This is a genomic window from Bacteroides sp. 1_1_14 (genome assembly GCF_000162515.1).
Classification (GTDB): domain Bacteria; phylum Bacteroidota; class Bacteroidia; order Bacteroidales; family Bacteroidaceae; genus Bacteroides; species Bacteroides thetaiotaomicron.
Map to the genome: position 1 here is coordinate 4,671 of NZ_GG774704.1, position 16,111 is coordinate 20,781.

The 16,111-nt window shown below is 42.2% G+C and carries 12 protein-coding genes and 1 pseudogene; 11 read left to right on the plus strand and 2 right to left on the minus strand.

The features are described 5' to 3' along the window. Positions 1-15: 15 nt before the first annotated feature. Positions 16-783: an LPS export ABC transporter ATP-binding protein gene (lptB, locus tag HMPREF9007_RS17640; RefSeq protein WP_008760767.1), complete on the minus strand. Its 768-nt coding sequence runs from the start codon at positions 781-783 to the stop codon at positions 16-18. A 75-nt stretch (positions 784-858) separates the two neighbouring features. Between lptB and HMPREF9007_RS17635 the strand changes: the two genes are divergently transcribed. Together HMPREF9007_RS17635 and HMPREF9007_RS17630 are read left to right on the plus strand one after the other, a co-directional pair. Continuing rightward, complete coding sequence (locus HMPREF9007_RS17635; RefSeq protein WP_008760768.1) at positions 859-1,602, plus strand: ABC transporter permease; 744 nt, start codon at positions 859-861, stop codon at positions 1,600-1,602. Beyond that, complete coding sequence (locus HMPREF9007_RS17630; RefSeq protein ID WP_008760769.1) at positions 1,599-2,369, plus strand: ABC transporter ATP-binding protein; 771 nt, start codon at positions 1,599-1,601, stop codon at positions 2,367-2,369. Before HMPREF9007_RS17635 ends, HMPREF9007_RS17630 begins: the two co-directional genes overlap by 4 nt. An 87-nt stretch (positions 2,370-2,456) precedes the next feature. On the opposite strand, the gene HMPREF9007_RS17625 is transcribed toward HMPREF9007_RS17630, so the two are convergent. Then, positions 2,457-2,702 carry an RNA-binding protein gene (locus HMPREF9007_RS17625; RefSeq protein WP_004297160.1) on the minus strand — a complete coding sequence of 82 codons (246 nt, stop codon included), beginning with the start codon at positions 2,700-2,702 and terminating at the stop codon, positions 2,457-2,459. A 398-nt stretch (positions 2,703-3,100) separates the two neighbouring features. On the opposite strand from HMPREF9007_RS17625, the gene tig reads away from it, so the two are divergent. The 9 genes and pseudogenes from tig (at position 3,101) to HMPREF9007_RS17580 (ending at position 16,111) form a co-directional block, all read left to right on the plus strand. Further along, complete coding sequence (tig, locus tag HMPREF9007_RS17620) at positions 3,101-4,456, plus strand: trigger factor (RefSeq protein ID WP_008760770.1); 1,356 nt, start codon at positions 3,101-3,103, stop codon at positions 4,454-4,456. A 143-nt stretch (positions 4,457-4,599) separates the two neighbouring features. Next, on the plus strand, positions 4,600-5,262 hold the full coding sequence (gene clpP, locus HMPREF9007_RS17615; RefSeq protein ID WP_004297164.1) for an ATP-dependent Clp endopeptidase proteolytic subunit ClpP: 663 nt from the start codon (positions 4,600-4,602) through the stop codon (positions 5,260-5,262). A gap of 2 nt (positions 5,263-5,264) precedes the next feature. Beyond that, positions 5,265-6,509 (plus strand): ATP-dependent Clp protease ATP-binding subunit ClpX, encoded by a 1,245-nt coding sequence (gene clpX / locus HMPREF9007_RS17610; protein ID WP_008760771.1) that lies wholly within the window; start codon positions 5,265-5,267, stop codon positions 6,507-6,509. Positions 6,510-6,678: 169 nt separating this feature from the next. Beyond that, positions 6,679-8,861, plus strand: a pseudogene (gene recQ / locus HMPREF9007_RS17605) (DNA helicase RecQ). Positions 8,862-8,948: 87 nt separating this feature from the next. Next, entirely contained in the window at positions 8,949-10,427 is a 1,479-nt protein-coding gene (guaB, locus tag HMPREF9007_RS17600; RefSeq protein ID WP_008760772.1) for an IMP dehydrogenase, read from the plus strand. A 94-nt stretch (positions 10,428-10,521) separates the two neighbouring features. Next, positions 10,522-12,066, plus strand: a complete 1,545-nt coding sequence (locus HMPREF9007_RS17595; protein ID WP_008760773.1) for a peptidylprolyl isomerase — start codon at positions 10,522-10,524, stop codon at positions 12,064-12,066. A gap of 54 nt (positions 12,067-12,120) precedes the next feature. Further along, positions 12,121-12,966 (plus strand): peptidylprolyl isomerase, encoded by an 846-nt coding sequence (locus HMPREF9007_RS17590; protein ID WP_008760774.1) that lies wholly within the window; start codon positions 12,121-12,123, stop codon positions 12,964-12,966. A gap of 9 nt (positions 12,967-12,975) precedes the next feature. After that, positions 12,976-14,358, plus strand: coding sequence for a peptidylprolyl isomerase (locus tag HMPREF9007_RS17585; RefSeq protein WP_008760775.1), 1,383 nt, complete (start codon positions 12,976-12,978; stop codon positions 14,356-14,358). Positions 14,359-14,380: 22 nt separating this feature from the next. Beyond that, the gene (locus HMPREF9007_RS17580; RefSeq protein WP_008760776.1) at positions 14,381-16,111 is read left to right on the plus strand and encodes an OstA-like protein; all 1,731 of its coding nucleotides are present in this window, start codon (positions 14,381-14,383) and stop codon (positions 16,109-16,111) included.

Sequence of the window (16,111 nt, forward strand, 5' to 3'; positions counted from 1 at the left end):
TTTTATTTATGAGGATTATTCGTCTTTATTTAACTGGAAGTCCTTACGGCGCAAAACGAAACTGTTACTTAAGTATTTTTCACGCACGATCTTGTTTTCTGCCAATTCTTCCGGTGTTCCCTGAAACAGGATCTTGCCTTCGAACAGCAGATAAGCGCGGTCAGTGATACTTAATGTTTCCTGCACATTGTGGTCGGTAATCAGGATACCGATGTTTTTATCCTTCAGCTTCCACACAATCTGCTGAATATCTTCTACTGCGATAGGGTCTACTCCGGCAAACGGTTCATCGAGCATAATGAACTTCGGGTCGATGGCAAGACAACGGGCGATTTCCGTACGACGGCGTTCACCTCCGGACAACTGGTTACCCTTGTTCTTGCGTACCTTCTGAAGGCGGAACTCAGCGATCAGACTTTCGAGCTTGTCTTTTTGATAATCTTTGGGCTTATTGGTCATTTCGAGTACAGAAGCGATATTGTCTTCTACACTCATCTGACGGAATACGGAGGCTTCCTGTGCAAGGTATCCGATACCTGTCTGCGCCCGTTTGTATACTGGAAACTTGGTTATCTCAAGGTCGTCGAGGAAGATTCGTCCTTCATTAGGAGTGATCAGTCCTACGGTCATATAGAATGAAGTCGTCTTACCGGCACCGTTCGGTCCCAGCAAACCCACAATTTCACCTTGCTTCACGTCGATGGATACATGGCTTACAACGGTTCGTTTACCGTACTTCTTAACCAGGTCTTCCGTGCGAAGCACCATCTTGCTTTCTTCCATATTCTAGTTATTTTGCGGCAAATGTAGTAAAAATAAGCTGAAATAATGTACATTTGCAGACAAATAGTGTGAGTTATGATAAAAGCATTGAGAACTGTCGGACGATATATCATGCTGATGGGACGTACTTTTTCCCGTCCCGAGCGTATGCGTATGTTTTTCCGGCAATACCTTAACGAGATGGAGCAACTGGGTGTGAACTCCATCGGCATCGTGTTGTTGATTTCGTTTTTCATCGGCGCGGTGATTACTATTCAGATAAAATTGAATATTGAAAGTCCATGGATGCCTCGCTGGACAGTGGGATATGTGACTCGTGAAATTATGTTGCTGGAGTTCTCCTCTTCTATTATGTGTTTGATTCTGGCGGGAAAGGTAGGCTCGAACATTGCTTCAGAACTGGGAACGATGCGGGTGACGCAGCAGATTGACGCACTTGAAATAATGGGTATAAATTCCGCCAATTATCTGATACTACCCAAAATAACGGCCATGGTAACTGTGATTCCTGTATTGGTGACGTTTAGTATTTTTGCCGGTATCATCGGTGCTTTTTGTACCTGTTGGTTTGCCGGTGTGATGAATGCGGTCGATCTGGAATATGGATTGCAGTATATGTTTGTCGAATGGTTTATCTGGGCGGGTATCATAAAATCCCTTTTCTTTGCCTTTATTATTGCAAGTGTTTCTGCCTTTTTCGGTTATACGGTAGATGGTGGTTCCATTGCTGTAGGAAAGGCTTCTACGGATGCTGTGGTAAGCAGTAGTGTGTTGATTCTGTTTGCAGATTTGGTATTAACTAAACTTTTGATGGGATGATTGATATTAGAGGACTTTATAAATCATTTGAGGATAAAACGGTATTGAGTGATATCAATGCGTCTTTTGAGAATGGAAAGACAAACCTGATTATCGGTCAGAGCGGCTCCGGTAAAACGGTCTTAATGAAATGTATCGTAGGCTTGCTTACTCCTGAAAAAGGAGAAGTGCTGTATGACGGACGTAACCTTGTCCTGATGGGGAAGAAGGAGAAAAAGATGCTTCGTAAGGAGATGGGGATGATTTTCCAGAGTGCGGCGCTTTTTGACTCCATGTCGGTGCTGGATAATGTAATGTTCCCGCTGAATATGTTTAGCAACGATACACTGCGTGACCGTACCAAGCGTGCCATGTTTTGTCTGGAACGTGTGAATCTGACCGAGGCGAAAGATAAATTTCCGGGTGAAATCAGTGGTGGGATGCAGAAGCGTGTGGCCATTGCCCGTGCTATCGCATTGAATCCGCAGTACCTGTTCTGTGACGAACCGAACTCCGGGCTGGACCCCAAAACGTCATTAGTTATTGACGACTTGATTCATGACATCACTCAGGAGTATAACATGACGACTATCATCAATACCCATGACATGAATTCTGTGCTGGGAATCGGTGAGAAAGTGATTTATATTTATGAAGGACATAAAGAATGGGAAGGGACGAAAGATGATATCTTCACTTCTACCAATGAACGGCTGAATAACTTTATCTTTGCTTCGGACCTGCTTCGTAAAGTGAAGGATATGGAAGTGCAGAATATGGAAGGCTGACGGAAAAGTAAATAGAAGGACATAAAAAACTTCTGTCATCATGTGGCAGAAGTTTCTTTTTTTTCTTAGCTATATTAGCGTCGGCAATTAAGCTCTGGGTCTAGCTTCTTTAACTACCATTGTACGGCCCATGTACTCTGCACCGTTCAATTCTGCGATTGCTTTAGCAGCTGCTGCATCGTCTTCCATTTCGATGAAAGCAAATCCTTTGGATTTACCGGTTTCACGATCCATAACTACTTTAACTGATGATACTGCTCCGTAATCTTCCATCACTTGTTGCAGATCTCCTTCCTTAACACGGTAGTTAAGGTTTCCAACATAAATGTTCATAATGAAAATGATAAAAAAATAAATAAATGAATAAAACTCTCTGGATAGATGGTTACTAATAAAAAGATTAAAACGACAGAGAGTTTACAAATGCGTTTTCGAAACAGAAGTAAAAACCTTGTAATCAAATCGAGAAACTAATGGTCCATCAATCCGCAGCAAAGAAAAGAATAATTTTTGGATTGACCATCTTTTTCTTACTTTAATTTGCAGGTAACGAGAAAAAAAGAAGGATGCGTGGCTAGTGAACCGCTGCCTGTCATGCAATTGTCACTTGTATATTCCAAAATAGATGCGAAATAAATCTGCAATGTCTTTTGAAAATTGAAAGATTAGCACTAATTTTGCACCCTCGTTTGAGTTAGAACAAAGTATAAATCAAATAAATAATTGTCAGAATGAACGTTTCATTACAAAACATTGACAAAGTAAGCGCACTGCTTACTGTGAAGCTTGAGAAAGCCGACTATCAGGAAAAAGTAGACAAATCGTTGAAATCATTCCGTCAGAAGGCACAAATGCCGGGATTCCGTAAAGGAATGGTTCCGATGAGCCTGGTTAAGAAGATGTATGGTAAATCAGTGATTGCAGAAGAAGTGAATAAGGTACTGCAAGAAGCTGTTTACAACTATATTAAAGAAAATAAGGTGAACATGCTGGGCGAACCGTTGCCTAACGAAGAAAAACAGCAGGTTATCGACTTCGATACAATGGAAGAATTCGAGTTTGTGTTCGATATCGCTCTGGCACCTGAATTCAAAGCTGAAGTAAGCGCTAAAGATAAAGTGGATTACTATACGATCGAAGTATCGGATGAAATGATCGAAAACCAGGTGAAGATGTATACTCAGCGCACTGGTAAATACGACAAAGTGGACGTTTACGAAGATAACGACATGCTGAAAGGTCTGTTGGCTCAGCTGGACGAAGAAGGTAATACGAAAGAAGGCGGTATTCAGGTAGAAGGTGCAGTATTAATGCCTTCTTATATGAAGAATGACGATCAGAAAGCTATCTTTGCTAATGCAAAAGTAAATGATGTACTGGTATTCAACCCGAATGTTGCTTACGACGGACACGCTGCTGAACTTGGTTCTCTGTTGAAGATCGACAAGGAAATCGCTAAGGATGTGAAGTCTGACTTCAGCTTCCAGGTAGAAGAAATCACTCGTTTCGTACCGGGTGAACTGACTCAGGAAGTATTTGACCAGGCATTTGGTGAAGGTGTAGTGAAGACTGAAGAAGAATTCCGCGCTAAGATCAAAGAAGAAATCGCAGCAAGATTTGTTGCTGATAGCGATTATAAATTCCTGATCGACATTCGTAAAGTGATGATGGACAAAGTAGGTAAGCTGGAATTCTCTGATGCATTGCTGAAACGTATCATGTTGCTGAACAACGAAGAAAAAGGCGAAGAATATGTAGCCGAAAACTACGATAAGAGTGTCGAAGAACTGACTTGGCACCTGATCAAGGAACAGCTGGTAGAGGCAAACGATATCAAAGTAGAGCAGGAAGATGTGCTGAAGATGGCGAAAGAAACTACCAAAGCACAGTTCGCTCAATACGGAATGTTGTCTGTCCCCGAAGATGTACTTGATAACTATGCACAGGAAATGTTGAAGAAGAAAGATACTATTAACAACCTGGTAAGCCGCGTAGTGGAAGTAAAGTTGGCTGCAGCTTTGAAAGCTCAGGTCACTTTGGAGAACAAGAATGTTTCTATGGAAGAATTCAATAAAATGTTTGAATAATCGTTCGGTTGAATAGAACATAAAGTCACAGAAACACAGAGTTTTTATAAAATTATAACTCTGTGTTTTTTTGTGTCTATGTGTTCTTTTTCGTTTCTTTGCACTTACGTTTATAATAAATTTAATTAGAAAGGAACAATAACATGGATGATTTTAGAAAATACGCAACCAAGCATTTAGGAATGAATGGCATGGTGCTGGACGATGTGATTAAATCGCAAGCCGGGTATTTGAATCCCTATATTCTCGAAGAGAGACAGCTGAATGTAACTCAGCTCGATGTATTCTCCCGACTGATGATGGATCGCATTATTTTTCTGGGTACACAAGTAGATGACTATACGGCAAACACGCTTCAGGCGCAGTTGCTCTATTTGGACTCTGTAGACCCGGGTAAGGATATCTCTATCTATATCAATTCTCCGGGTGGTAGTGTATATGCCGGACTGGGTATTTACGATACCATGCAGTTTATTTCAAGTGATGTTGCTACTATCTGTACAGGTATGGCTGCTTCGATGGCTGCTGTATTACTGGTAGCCGGTGCCGAAGGCAAACGTTCTGCATTGCCGCATTCACGTGTGATGATTCACCAGCCGATGGGCGGTGCGCAGGGACAGGCTTCAGATATTGAAATCACAGCCCGTGAAATTCAGAAATTGAAGAAAGAACTTTATACGATCATCGCCGATCATTCGCACACTGACTTTGATAAGGTATGGGCCGATTCGGACCGTGATTACTGGATGACAGCTCAGGAAGCGAAAGAATACGGAATGATTGATGAAGTATTGATTAAAAAATAAAAATGGCTGATTCAAAGACAAAGAAAAAGTGTAGCTTCTGTGGTCGGTCGGAGAATGAAGTCGGATTCCTGATCACAGGAATGAACGGCTATATCTGCGACAGCTGCGCTACCCAGGCTTATGAGATTACTCAGGAAGCACTGGGCGAAGGCAGAAAAAGGGCCGGAGCTACCAAACTCAACTTAAAAGAACTGCCCAAACCGGTAGAAATAAAGAAATTCCTCGATCAGTACGTAATCGGACAGGATGATGCGAAGCGCTTTCTTTCCGTATCGGTTTACAACCATTATAAGCGTCTTTTGCAGAAAGACAGCGGTGATGATGTAGAGATTGAAAAATCAAACATTATCATGGTGGGTAGTACCGGAACCGGGAAAACATTGCTGGCACGTACTATTGCCAAGTTGCTTCATGTTCCGTTTACGATTGTAGACGCTACGGTATTGACGGAAGCCGGTTATGTCGGTGAAGATATTGAAAGCATTCTGACCCGTTTGCTTCAGGTGGCAGACTATAATGTGCCGGAGGCTGAGCAAGGAATTGTGTTTATCGATGAGATAGACAAGATCGCCCGCAAAGGAGACAATCCTTCTATCACTCGCGACGTAAGTGGAGAAGGGGTGCAGCAAGGTTTGCTGAAATTGCTTGAGGGATCGGTGGTGAACGTTCCTCCCCAGGGAGGCCGTAAGCATCCCGACCAGAAAATGATTCCGGTGAATACCAAGAACATTCTCTTTATCTGTGGTGGTGCTTTCGATGGTATTGAAAAGAAAATCGCCCAACGGCTGAATACGCATGTGGTAGGATATACCGCATCGCAAAAAACGGCAGTGATCGATAAGAATAATATGATGCAGTACATTGCTCCTCAGGATTTGAAGTCATTCGGACTGATTCCCGAAATTATCGGTCGTCTTCCGGTGCTGACTTATCTGAACCCGCTGGACCGCAATGCACTCCGTGCTATTCTTACCGAACCGAAAAACTCTATCATCAAGCAATATATCAAGTTGTTTGAAATGGATGGTATCAAGCTGACATTTGAAGATTCTGTTTTCGAATATATCGTTGACAAGGCTGTAGAATATAAGTTAGGTGCCCGCGGGTTGCGTTCTATTGTGGAAACAATCATGATGGATGTCATGTTTGAAATCCCTTCAGAGAGCAAAAAAGAGTATAAGGTAACGCTGGATTATGCAAAACAACAGCTGGAAAAAGCGAATATGGCAAGGCTGCAAACTGCTTAATATCAAATAGTAAGGCTATTAAAAATGATTGTTTCTGTTTTTTCTTGAAAATATTAGTCGTATTTTGCTTGGTAATTACGAAGTTGTTTATAACTTTGTTTGGCTCTCTTGCAATGGAGGGCTTTACTTAAAGTTAAACCATGAACTGAATAAAACAACCTAAGTTAAGATGGCAGGGAAGATTAATTTAACAGATGAACTGAAAAAGTATTTCGGATTTAATAAGTTCAAGGGAAACCAGGAAGCAATCATTCAGAACTTGCTTGATGGTAAAGATACCTTTGTGCTAATGCCTACCGGTGGCGGAAAATCTTTATGCTATCAGTTACCTTCGCTCTTGATGGAAGGTACGGCAATTGTTATTTCTCCGCTCATTGCGTTGATGAAGAATCAGGTGGATGCAATGCGCAATTTCAGTGAAGAGGATGGCATCGCCCATTTTATAAATTCTTCATTAAATAAAGGCGCAATAGACCAAGTAAGGTCTGACATCCTTGCCGGAAAAACAAAATTGCTATATGTGGCTCCTGAGTCATTGACAAAGGAAGAAAACGTAGATTTTTTGCGTTCGGTGAAAATATCGTTCTATGCGGTAGACGAAGCTCATTGTATTTCCGAATGGGGGCATGACTTCCGTCCGGAGTATCGGCGAATTCGTCCGATCATTAACGAAATAGGGAAAGCTCCCTTGATTGCGCTTACTGCAACAGCAACACCGAAGGTACAGCACGATATCCAGAAAAAATCTGGGGGATGGTGGATGCACAGGTTTTCAAATCTTCGTTCAACCGTCCGAACCTTTATTATGAGGTACGCGCAAAGACTAACAATATTGATAAAGATATCATCAAGTTCATCAAGAACAACTCGGAAAAGTCGGGCATTATCTATTGCCTGAGCCGGAAGAAAGTAGAGGAACTTGCTGAAATTCTTCAGGCAAACGGAATAAACGCGCGTCCTTATCATGCAGGTATGGACTCAATGACGAGAACGAAAAACCAGGATGATTTCCTGATGGAAAAGGTGGAAGTGATTGTGGCTACCATCGCTTTTGGTATGGGAATCGACAAGCCGGATGTACGGTTTGTGATCCATTATGATATCCCGAAGAGTCTGGAAGGGTATTATCAGGAGACTGGACGTGCCGGTAGAGACGGTGGCGAAGGCCAGTGCCTGACCTTTTATACAAACAAAGACTTGCAGAAACTGGAAAAGTTCATGCAAGGAAAACCTGTGGCAGAACAGGAAATTGGCAAGCAGCTTCTGTTGGAAACCGCTGCTTATGCCGAATCTTCCGTGTGCCGGCGCAAGACATTGCTGCATTATTTCGGTGAAGAATATACGGAAGAAAATTGTGGAAATTGTGACAACTGTTTAAACCCTAAAAAACAAGTGGAGGCTCAAGAGTTATTATGTGCCGTGATTGAAGCGATTATCGCGGTGAAAGAAAATTTTAAGGCAGATTATATCATAGACATACTACAAGGTAGAGAAACGTCGGAAGTACAGGCTCACCTACACGAAGACCTCGAAGTGTTCGGTTCGGGTATGGGCGAAGAAGACAAAACATGGAATGCAGTGATCCGGCAAGCTTTGATTGGCGGTTACTTGAGCAAAGATGTGGAGAATTATGGTCTCTTGAAAGTGACGGAAGAGGGGCATAAGTTCCTGAAGAAGCCAAAATCATTCAAGATTACTGAAGATAATGATTTTGAAGAAACGGAAGAAGAAGTACCTGCACGTGGCGGTGGCTCTTGTGCGGTAGACCCGGCTCTTTATTCAATGCTGAAGGACCTACGGAAGAAGCTGTCCAAGAAACTGGAAGTTCCTCCTTATGTCATTTTCCAGGATCCGTCTTTGGAAGCAATGGCTACCATCTACCCGGTGACATTGGATGAACTGCAGAATATTCCGGGCGTAGGTGCCGGAAAGGCGAAACGCTATGGTGAAGAGTTCTGTAAACTGATCAAACGTCATTGCGAAGAGAATGAAATCGAACGTCCGGAAGATTTACGTGTACGTACGGTTGCCAATAAGTCAAAGATGAAGGTGGCTATCATTCAAGCTATCGACCGTAAAGTGGCGCTGGACGATATCGCTCTTTCCAAAGGAATCGAGTTTGGTGAACTGCTGGATGAAGTGGAAGCAATCGTTTACTCCGGAACTAAACTGAATATTGACTACTTCCTGGAAGAAATTATGGATGAAGATCATATGCTCGATATCTATGATTACTTCAAGGAATCTACGACAGACAAGATTGATGATGCTCTTGACGAACTGGGCGATGAATTTACCGAAGAGGAAGTCCGACTGGTGAGAATCAAGTTCATCTCTGAAATGGCTAATTAAAAAAGCGAAAAAAATAGGCGTGCAGGTATGCTGTTTTGAATAAAAACCGTATATTTGCACGCAATAAATTTTTAAACGCACAGCCCTATGTCATTTATTGCTGATAAGATTGTAATGGATGGGTTAACTTACGATGACGTATTGTTGATCCCCGCTTATTCTGAAGTTTTACCGCGCACTGTCGATCTCTCGACAAAGTTTTCAAGAAACATTGAGTTAAAAATACCTTTTGTGACGGCTGCCATGGATACGGTTACCGAAGCGAAAATGGCTATTGCCATTGCCCGTGAAGGTGGTATCGGTGTGATTCACAAAAATATGTCTATTGAGGAGCAGGCAAGACAAGTTGCCATTGTAAAGCGTGCTGAAAATGGTATGATTTACGATCCTGTTACTATCAAGAGAGGTTCTACTGTCAGTGACGCTTTGGGAATTATGGCTGAATATAAAATCGGTGGTATTCCTGTAGTGGATGATGAAGGTTATCTGGTAGGTATCGTTACTAACAGAGATTTGCGTTTCGAAAGAGACATGACAAAGCATATTGATCTTGTTATGACTCCTAAAGAAAGATTGGTTACTACCAATCAGTCTACCGATCTGGAATCTGCTGCACAGATTCTTCAAAAACATAAGATTGAAAAGTTGCCGATTGTAGGAATGGATGGCAAACTGATCGGTCTTGTTACATATAAAGATATTACAAAGGCAAAAGATAAACCGATGGCTTGTAAAGATGCCAAAGGTCGTCTGCGGGTAGCTGCAGGTGTCGGCGTTACTGCTGATACGCTGGATCGTATGCAGGCATTGGTGGATGCCGGTGCAGATGCTATCGTAATCGATACGGCTCACGGACATTCTATGTACGTTATTGAGAAACTGAAAGAAGCAAAGAAACGCTTCCCGAATATTGATATCGTGGTAGGTAACATTGCTACCGGAGAAGCTGCGAAGGCTTTGGCAGAAGCTGGTGCTGATGCTGTGAAAGTAGGTATCGGTCCGGGTTCTATCTGTACGACTCGTGTTGTTGCAGGTGTAGGTGTTCCTCAGTTGTCGGCTGTATATGATGTAGCCAAGGCACTGAAAGGTACAGGTGTTCCTCTGATTGCTGATGGTGGTTTGCGCTATTCCGGTGATGTGGTAAAAGCATTGGCTGCCGGCGGATACTGTGTGATGATCGGATCATTGGTTGCCGGAACAGAAGAGTCTCCGGGTGATACTATCATCTTTAACGGACGTAAATTCAAATCATATCGCGGTATGGGTTCATTGGAAGCAATGGAGAATGGCTCTAAAGACCGTTATTTCCAGAGTGGAACTGCCGACGTGAAGAAATTGGTTCCGGAAGGTATTGCTGCTCGTGTTCCTTATAAAGGTACACTTTATGAAGTAGTTTATCAGTTGTCTGGTGGTCTTCGTGCAGGTATGGGATATTGCGGTGCTGCTAATATTGAAAAACTTCATGATGCGAAGTTTACTCGTATTACAAATGCCGGAGTGATGGAAAGTCACCCGCATGATGTGACGATTACCAGTGAATCACCTAACTATAGCCGTCCGGAATAATTTATATAAACGGTAAACGATTAACGGTGAACGGTGAACAGGCTGTATGGCATATGTTCGTTGTTCACCGTTTGTCGTTTTTAAATAAAAATCAATGATGAAAAGAAATCTGCTTTTAGGATGGATAAGTCTCTTCGGAGTATTAGCTTTCGCTCAGGAAGATCCCGTAGTGATGCGGATTAATGGGAAAGAAATACCTCGTTCGGAGTTTGAATACTCCTATCGCCGGCATACGGACGGTAATGGTACGAAATTGTCTCCTAGAGAATATGCGGAGCTTTTCATTCTGTCTAAGTTGAAAGTGGAAGCGGCCAGAGCGGCCGGACTCGACACTACTTCGGCTTTTCGCAAGCAACAGCAGGCTTATCGGATAAATTTGCTGAGGTCATACCTTCTGGATGATCAGGAAATGGATGGCAATGCCCGTATTCTATATCAGAAGATGAAGGAAAATGTACGTGGCGGACAAGTGCAGATACGGCAAATTTACAAATATTTGCCTCAGACCATTACATCCCGGCATTTACAGGAGGAACAGGCTCGCATGGACTCTATTTATCAGGTGATACAAAATCAGCCGAGTGTGGATTTTGCCCGTTTGGTAGATCGGTTTTCGGATGATAAACGTTGCCGGTGGATAGAAAGTTTACAGACAACATCGGAGTTTGAGGAGGCTGCTTTCTCTTTGGCAAAAGGTGAAATATCCAAACCTTTTTTTACTCCGGAGGGGATTCATATTCTGAAAGTCATAGATCGAAAGGAAGTGCCTGCATATGAAGTCGTTAGTGACAGTCTTCTGAATCGTTTAAGGCGTCAGCCGTTGGATAAAGGAACGGAAGCCATCGTAGAGCAATTGAAAAAGGAATACCAGTATATTCCCAATATGGAGTCTTTGGAAGAAGTATTGCAGAAAGGTGGAACGGAACGGGCTTTGTTTACCATCAACGGGCAGGCATATACAGGAGAAATGTTTAAGCGGTTTGCTTCATCCCATCCTCAGGCTGTAAAACGGCAGTTGAATGGCTTTATAGCAAAATCTCTGCTGGATTATGAGAGTCAGCATATGGAAAGAAAACATCCGGAACTTCGTTATACTTTGCAGGAATTTGCTGAGAAATGTCTGGCTGAGGAAATCGTGCATCAGAAAGTAGATTTACCGGCTGTTAATGACCGGGCGGGATTGGCTACTTATTTTAAGTTTCATTCATCGGATTACCGATGGGAGCATCCCCGATACAAAGGAGTAGTGTTGCATTGTGCAGATAAAAAGACTGCTAAACAGGCTAAAAAGCTACTGAAAAAAGTTCCGGAGAATGAATGGGAGGATATGCTTCGCAAAACATTTAATACATCCGGTGCTGAAACAATTAAAATTGAACAGGGTGTTTTTGCCGACGGAGATAATAAATATATAGATAAATTGGTCTTTAAGAAGGGCACTTTTGACCCTGTAGTGTCTTATCCTTTTACTATTGCTGTAGGCAAAAAACAGAAGGGACCGGAGGATTACAGAGAGGTAATTGATCAGGTGAGAAAAGATTATAGAAGCTATCTTAACGCATATTGGGAGCAAGAATTGAGGGAGTCTGGTAAGGTTGAAATAAACCAAGAGGTTTTAAAAACAGTTAATAATAACTGATGTAACCGATTATTCACTATCTTCGTACCTTAAATAAGTAGATTTGAATTGACAATGCGAATATTAGTCCTCTTACTAATTACCCTTCTCTGTTGTGGAGCGTGCAAAGAGCAGTACGACCACAAAGGCAAGACTGCATTGGTGGAGGTAGATGGTAACTTTTTGTATAAAGAAGATTTGATGTCTGTACTACCGGTCGGATTGTCAAAAGATGATAGCATTCTTTTCGCCGAGCATTACATTCGTAGCTGGGCGGAGGAGATTTTGTTGTATGAAAAAGCTGCGAATAATATTCCGGATAATGTGGATGTAGATAAGCTGGTGGAGAATTACCGGAAAGCTTTGATTATGCATACCTATCAGCAGGAATTGATAAACCAAAAACTGACGAATGATATTTCGGAACAGGAAATAGCGGATTATTATGAGAAAAACAAGGAATTGTTTAAACTGGAATCTCCGCTGATCAAGGGATTGTTTATTAAAGTACCGTTGACGGCACCTCAGCTGAACAATGTTCGCAGATGGTACAAGACGGAAAAACAGGATGCTGTGGAAAGTCTGGAAAAATATAGTTTGCAGAATGCGGTGAAGTATGAATACTTTTACAATAAATGGGTTCCGGTTACGGATGTTCTGGACCTGATTCCATTGAAAGAGGCGTCACCGGAGCAATATGTAGACAAGCACCGACATGTGGAACTGAAAGATACGGCATTTTACTATTTCCTCAATGTGAGCGATTATCGCGGGGCAGGTGAAGAGAAACCGTATGAGTTTGCCCGGTCGGAAGTGAAGGATTTACTGGTCAATCAGAAACGGGTGAACTTTATGGAACAAGTGAAGAATGATCTGTATCAGCAGGCTGTAAACAAGAAGAAGATTATATACAATTATTAAATACAAAGAATGAAGAAGTTTGTGAACTTTAGATTTATTGTTACCCTTGTCCTGGCAGTATTTGCCAACGTGGTAACTTATGCACAGGACAATGTAATTGATGAGGTAGTTTGGGTAGTAGGTGACGAAGCTATTTTGAAATCAGATGTAGAAGAGGCCCGTATGGATGCCTTGTACAATGGACGCAGATTTGAAGGCGATCCTTATTGTGTAATACCCGAAGAAATCGCTGTGCAGAAGTTATTCCTGCACCAGGCAAAGTTGGATAGTATCGAAGTTTCCGAAGCGGAAATCATTCAGCGTGTAGATATGATGACCAATATGTATATCCAGCAGATTGGTTCTAAGGAGAAAATGGAGGAATACTTCAATAAGACTGCTACTCAAATTCGTGAAACGTTGCGCGAAAATGCCCGTGATGGACTGACAGTACAGAAGATGCAGCAGAAACTGGTAGGAGATATCAAGGTAACTCCGGCAGAAGTACGCCGATATTTCAAGGATCTTCCTCAGGACAGTATCCCTTATATTCCGACTCAGGTAGAGGTGCAGATTATTACACTGCAACCTAAAATTCCTATTGCGGAAATTGAAGATGTAAAGAGACGTCTGCGCGATTATACAGACCGTGTGACAAAGGGTGAAATTGATTTTTCTACACTGGCACGTCTGTATTCCGAAGATAAGGCTTCTGCTATCAAAGGTGGTGAACTTGATTTTATGGGACGTGGTATGCTGGATCCGGCTTATGCCAATGTAGCATTCAGTCTTCAGGACCCGAAGAAAGTATCCAAGATTGTAGAATCTGAATTTGGTTATCATATTATCCAGCTTATCGAGAAACGTGGCGACCGTGTGAATACCCGTCACATTCTGTTGCGTCCGAAAGTATCTGAAAAGGAGTTGACTGAGGCTTGTGCCCGTCTGGATTCTATTGGCGATGATATCCGTCAGAATAAGTTTACATTTGATGAGGCTGCCTCTGTGATTTCACAGGATAAGGATACTCGTAATAATCACGGTCTTATGGTGAATACGAATGAGCGTACAGGTATCACTACTTCTAAGTTCCAGATGCAGGATTTGCCTCAGGATGTTGCGAAAGTGGTGGATAAGATGAATGTAGGCGAAATTTCCAGAGCCTTTACGATGATTAACGAGAAGGATGGAAAAGAAGTTTGTGCCATTGTAAAACTGAAAGCAAAGATCAACGGTCATAAAGCTACCATTGCAGAAGACTATCAGGACCTGAAAGAAATCGTGATGGATAAGCGCCGGGAAGAAATGTTGCAGAAGTGGATTCTGAACAAACAAAAACATACGTATGTACGTATTGACCCGAATTGGCAGAAGTGTGACTTCAAGTATCCGGGTTGGGTAAGGAACGATTGATGTTTAAACAGCTTGACTTTATATGCTGAAACAAAACAAAAAAGATAAACAGCAAGACGGGCATAGATGGCTTCTTATAGGCTTTCTATGCCTGTTTGCCGTATGCCTTGTGGCGCAGGTGAAGCCCACCGGACAGACTAAAAAGGCTGAGACTCCGGCTGCGAAAACTCCAAATGGAACGAAGCAAACTGATAAAGATATCAAGAAAGAGCCCGAAAATAAGAAGACGAAAGTATATTTGCTTCATGCCAATCAGGGACAGGCCGACAAGCTTGCCCGACCGGATGTTCAGGTACTGATTGGGAATGTAAAGCTGCGTCACGACAGTATGTATATGTTTTGTGACAGTGCTTTGATTTACGAGAAAACCAATTCGGTAGAAGCATTCAGCAATGTACGTATGGAGCAGGGGGATACCTTGTTTATTTACGGTGATTATCTTTACTACGACGGGATGACACAGATTGCGCAGATTCGTGAGAACGTAAAGATGATCAACCGGAACACGACGCTTCTGACCGATAGTCTGAATTATGACCGTCTTTATGATCTCGGTTATTATTTCGAGGGCGGTACTTTGATGGATGAAGAGAATGTGTTGACCTCGGATTGGGGAGAATACAGTCCGGCTACCAAACAGTCGGTATTCAATCATGATGTGAAATTGGTGAATCCTAAGTTTGTCCTGACGTCGGATACACTGAAATATAATACTTTTTCCAAGATTGCTACCATTCTCGGTCCTTCGAATATCGTAAGTGACAATAATCACATCTATTCGGAACGAGGCTTCTATAATACACTCAGCGAACAGGCTGAATTGTTGGACCGTTCTATCCTGACGAATGAGGGAAAGAAGTTGATTGGTGACAGTTTGTTTTATGACCGGAAAGTGGGATACGGTGAAGCGTTCGATAATATACGAATGACGGATACCATTAACAAGAATATGTTGACCGGCGATTATTGTTTCTATAACGAATTGACCGACTCTGCTTTTGCTACCAAACGTGCAGTTGCTATTGACTATTCACAAGGAGACAGTCTCTTTATGCATGGAGATACGTTGCAGCTTATTTCCTATAATCTGAATACGGACTCTGTTTTCCGCCTGATGAAAGCTTATCATAAGGTACGTATGTACCGGACGGATGTACAGGGAGTTTGTGACTCACTGGTTTATAATTCAAAAGACTCTTGTCTGACCATGTATACCGATCCGATTCTTTGGAATGAAGGTCAGCAACTGCTTGGCGAGGAGATCAAGATTTATATGAATGACAGTACCATTAACTGGGCCCACATTATCAATCAGGCACTGACGGTGGAGATGAAAGATTCTGTTCATTATAACCAAGTGTCCGGTAAAGAGATGAAAGCCTATTTCGAAAATGGTGATATGCGTCATATTGAAGTGATAGGTAATGTGATGACCGCTTTCTACCCGGAAGAAAAAGACAGTACGATGACCGGATTTAATAATATGGAGGGGAGTGTGCTCCATCTTTATATGAAAGAGAAGAAGATGGAAAAAGGGATGTTCGTAGGTAAGTCCAACGGAACATTATATCCGATGGATCAGATCCCTCCCGACAAGTTGCGGCTATCTACATTTGCCTGGTTTGACTATGTCCGCCCTTTAAATAAAGAAGATATATTCAACTGGAGAGGCAAGAAGGAAGGAGAGACACTGAAACCAACCACCGACCGGAAGCCAAAGACAGATAAGCGAAGTTTAATTAATATGAAGTAA

Excerpts from the sequence above, each read along its gene's own strand:
- HMPREF9007_RS17595 (WP_008760773.1), top strand. The coding sequence starts at position 10,522 with ATGATGAAAAGAAATCTGCTTTTAGGATGGATAAGTCTCTTCGGAGTA.
- HMPREF9007_RS17580 (WP_008760776.1), top strand. The coding sequence starts at position 14,381 with ATGCTGAAACAAAACAAAAAAGATAAACAGCAAGACGGGCATAGATGG.
- tig (WP_008760770.1), top strand. The coding sequence starts at position 3,101 with ATGAACGTTTCATTACAAAACATTGACAAAGTAAGCGCACTGCTTACT.
- HMPREF9007_RS17630 (WP_008760769.1), top strand. The coding sequence starts at position 1,599 with ATGATTGATATTAGAGGACTTTATAAATCATTTGAGGATAAAACGGTA.
- clpP (WP_004297164.1), top strand. The coding sequence starts at position 4,600 with ATGGATGATTTTAGAAAATACGCAACCAAGCATTTAGGAATGAATGGC.
- HMPREF9007_RS17590 (WP_008760774.1), top strand. The coding sequence starts at position 12,121 with ATGCGAATATTAGTCCTCTTACTAATTACCCTTCTCTGTTGTGGAGCG.
- HMPREF9007_RS17635 (WP_008760768.1), top strand. The coding sequence starts at position 859 with ATGATAAAAGCATTGAGAACTGTCGGACGATATATCATGCTGATGGGA.
- HMPREF9007_RS17585 (WP_008760775.1), top strand. The coding sequence starts at position 12,976 with ATGAAGAAGTTTGTGAACTTTAGATTTATTGTTACCCTTGTCCTGGCA.
- HMPREF9007_RS17625 (WP_004297160.1), bottom strand. The coding sequence starts at position 2,702 with ATGAACATTTATGTTGGAAACCTTAACTACCGTGTTAAGGAAGGAGAT.
- clpX (WP_008760771.1), top strand. The coding sequence starts at position 5,265 with ATGGCTGATTCAAAGACAAAGAAAAAGTGTAGCTTCTGTGGTCGGTCG.
- guaB (WP_008760772.1), top strand. The coding sequence starts at position 8,949 with ATGTCATTTATTGCTGATAAGATTGTAATGGATGGGTTAACTTACGAT.
- lptB (WP_008760767.1), bottom strand. The coding sequence starts at position 783 with ATGGAAGAAAGCAAGATGGTGCTTCGCACGGAAGACCTGGTTAAGAAG.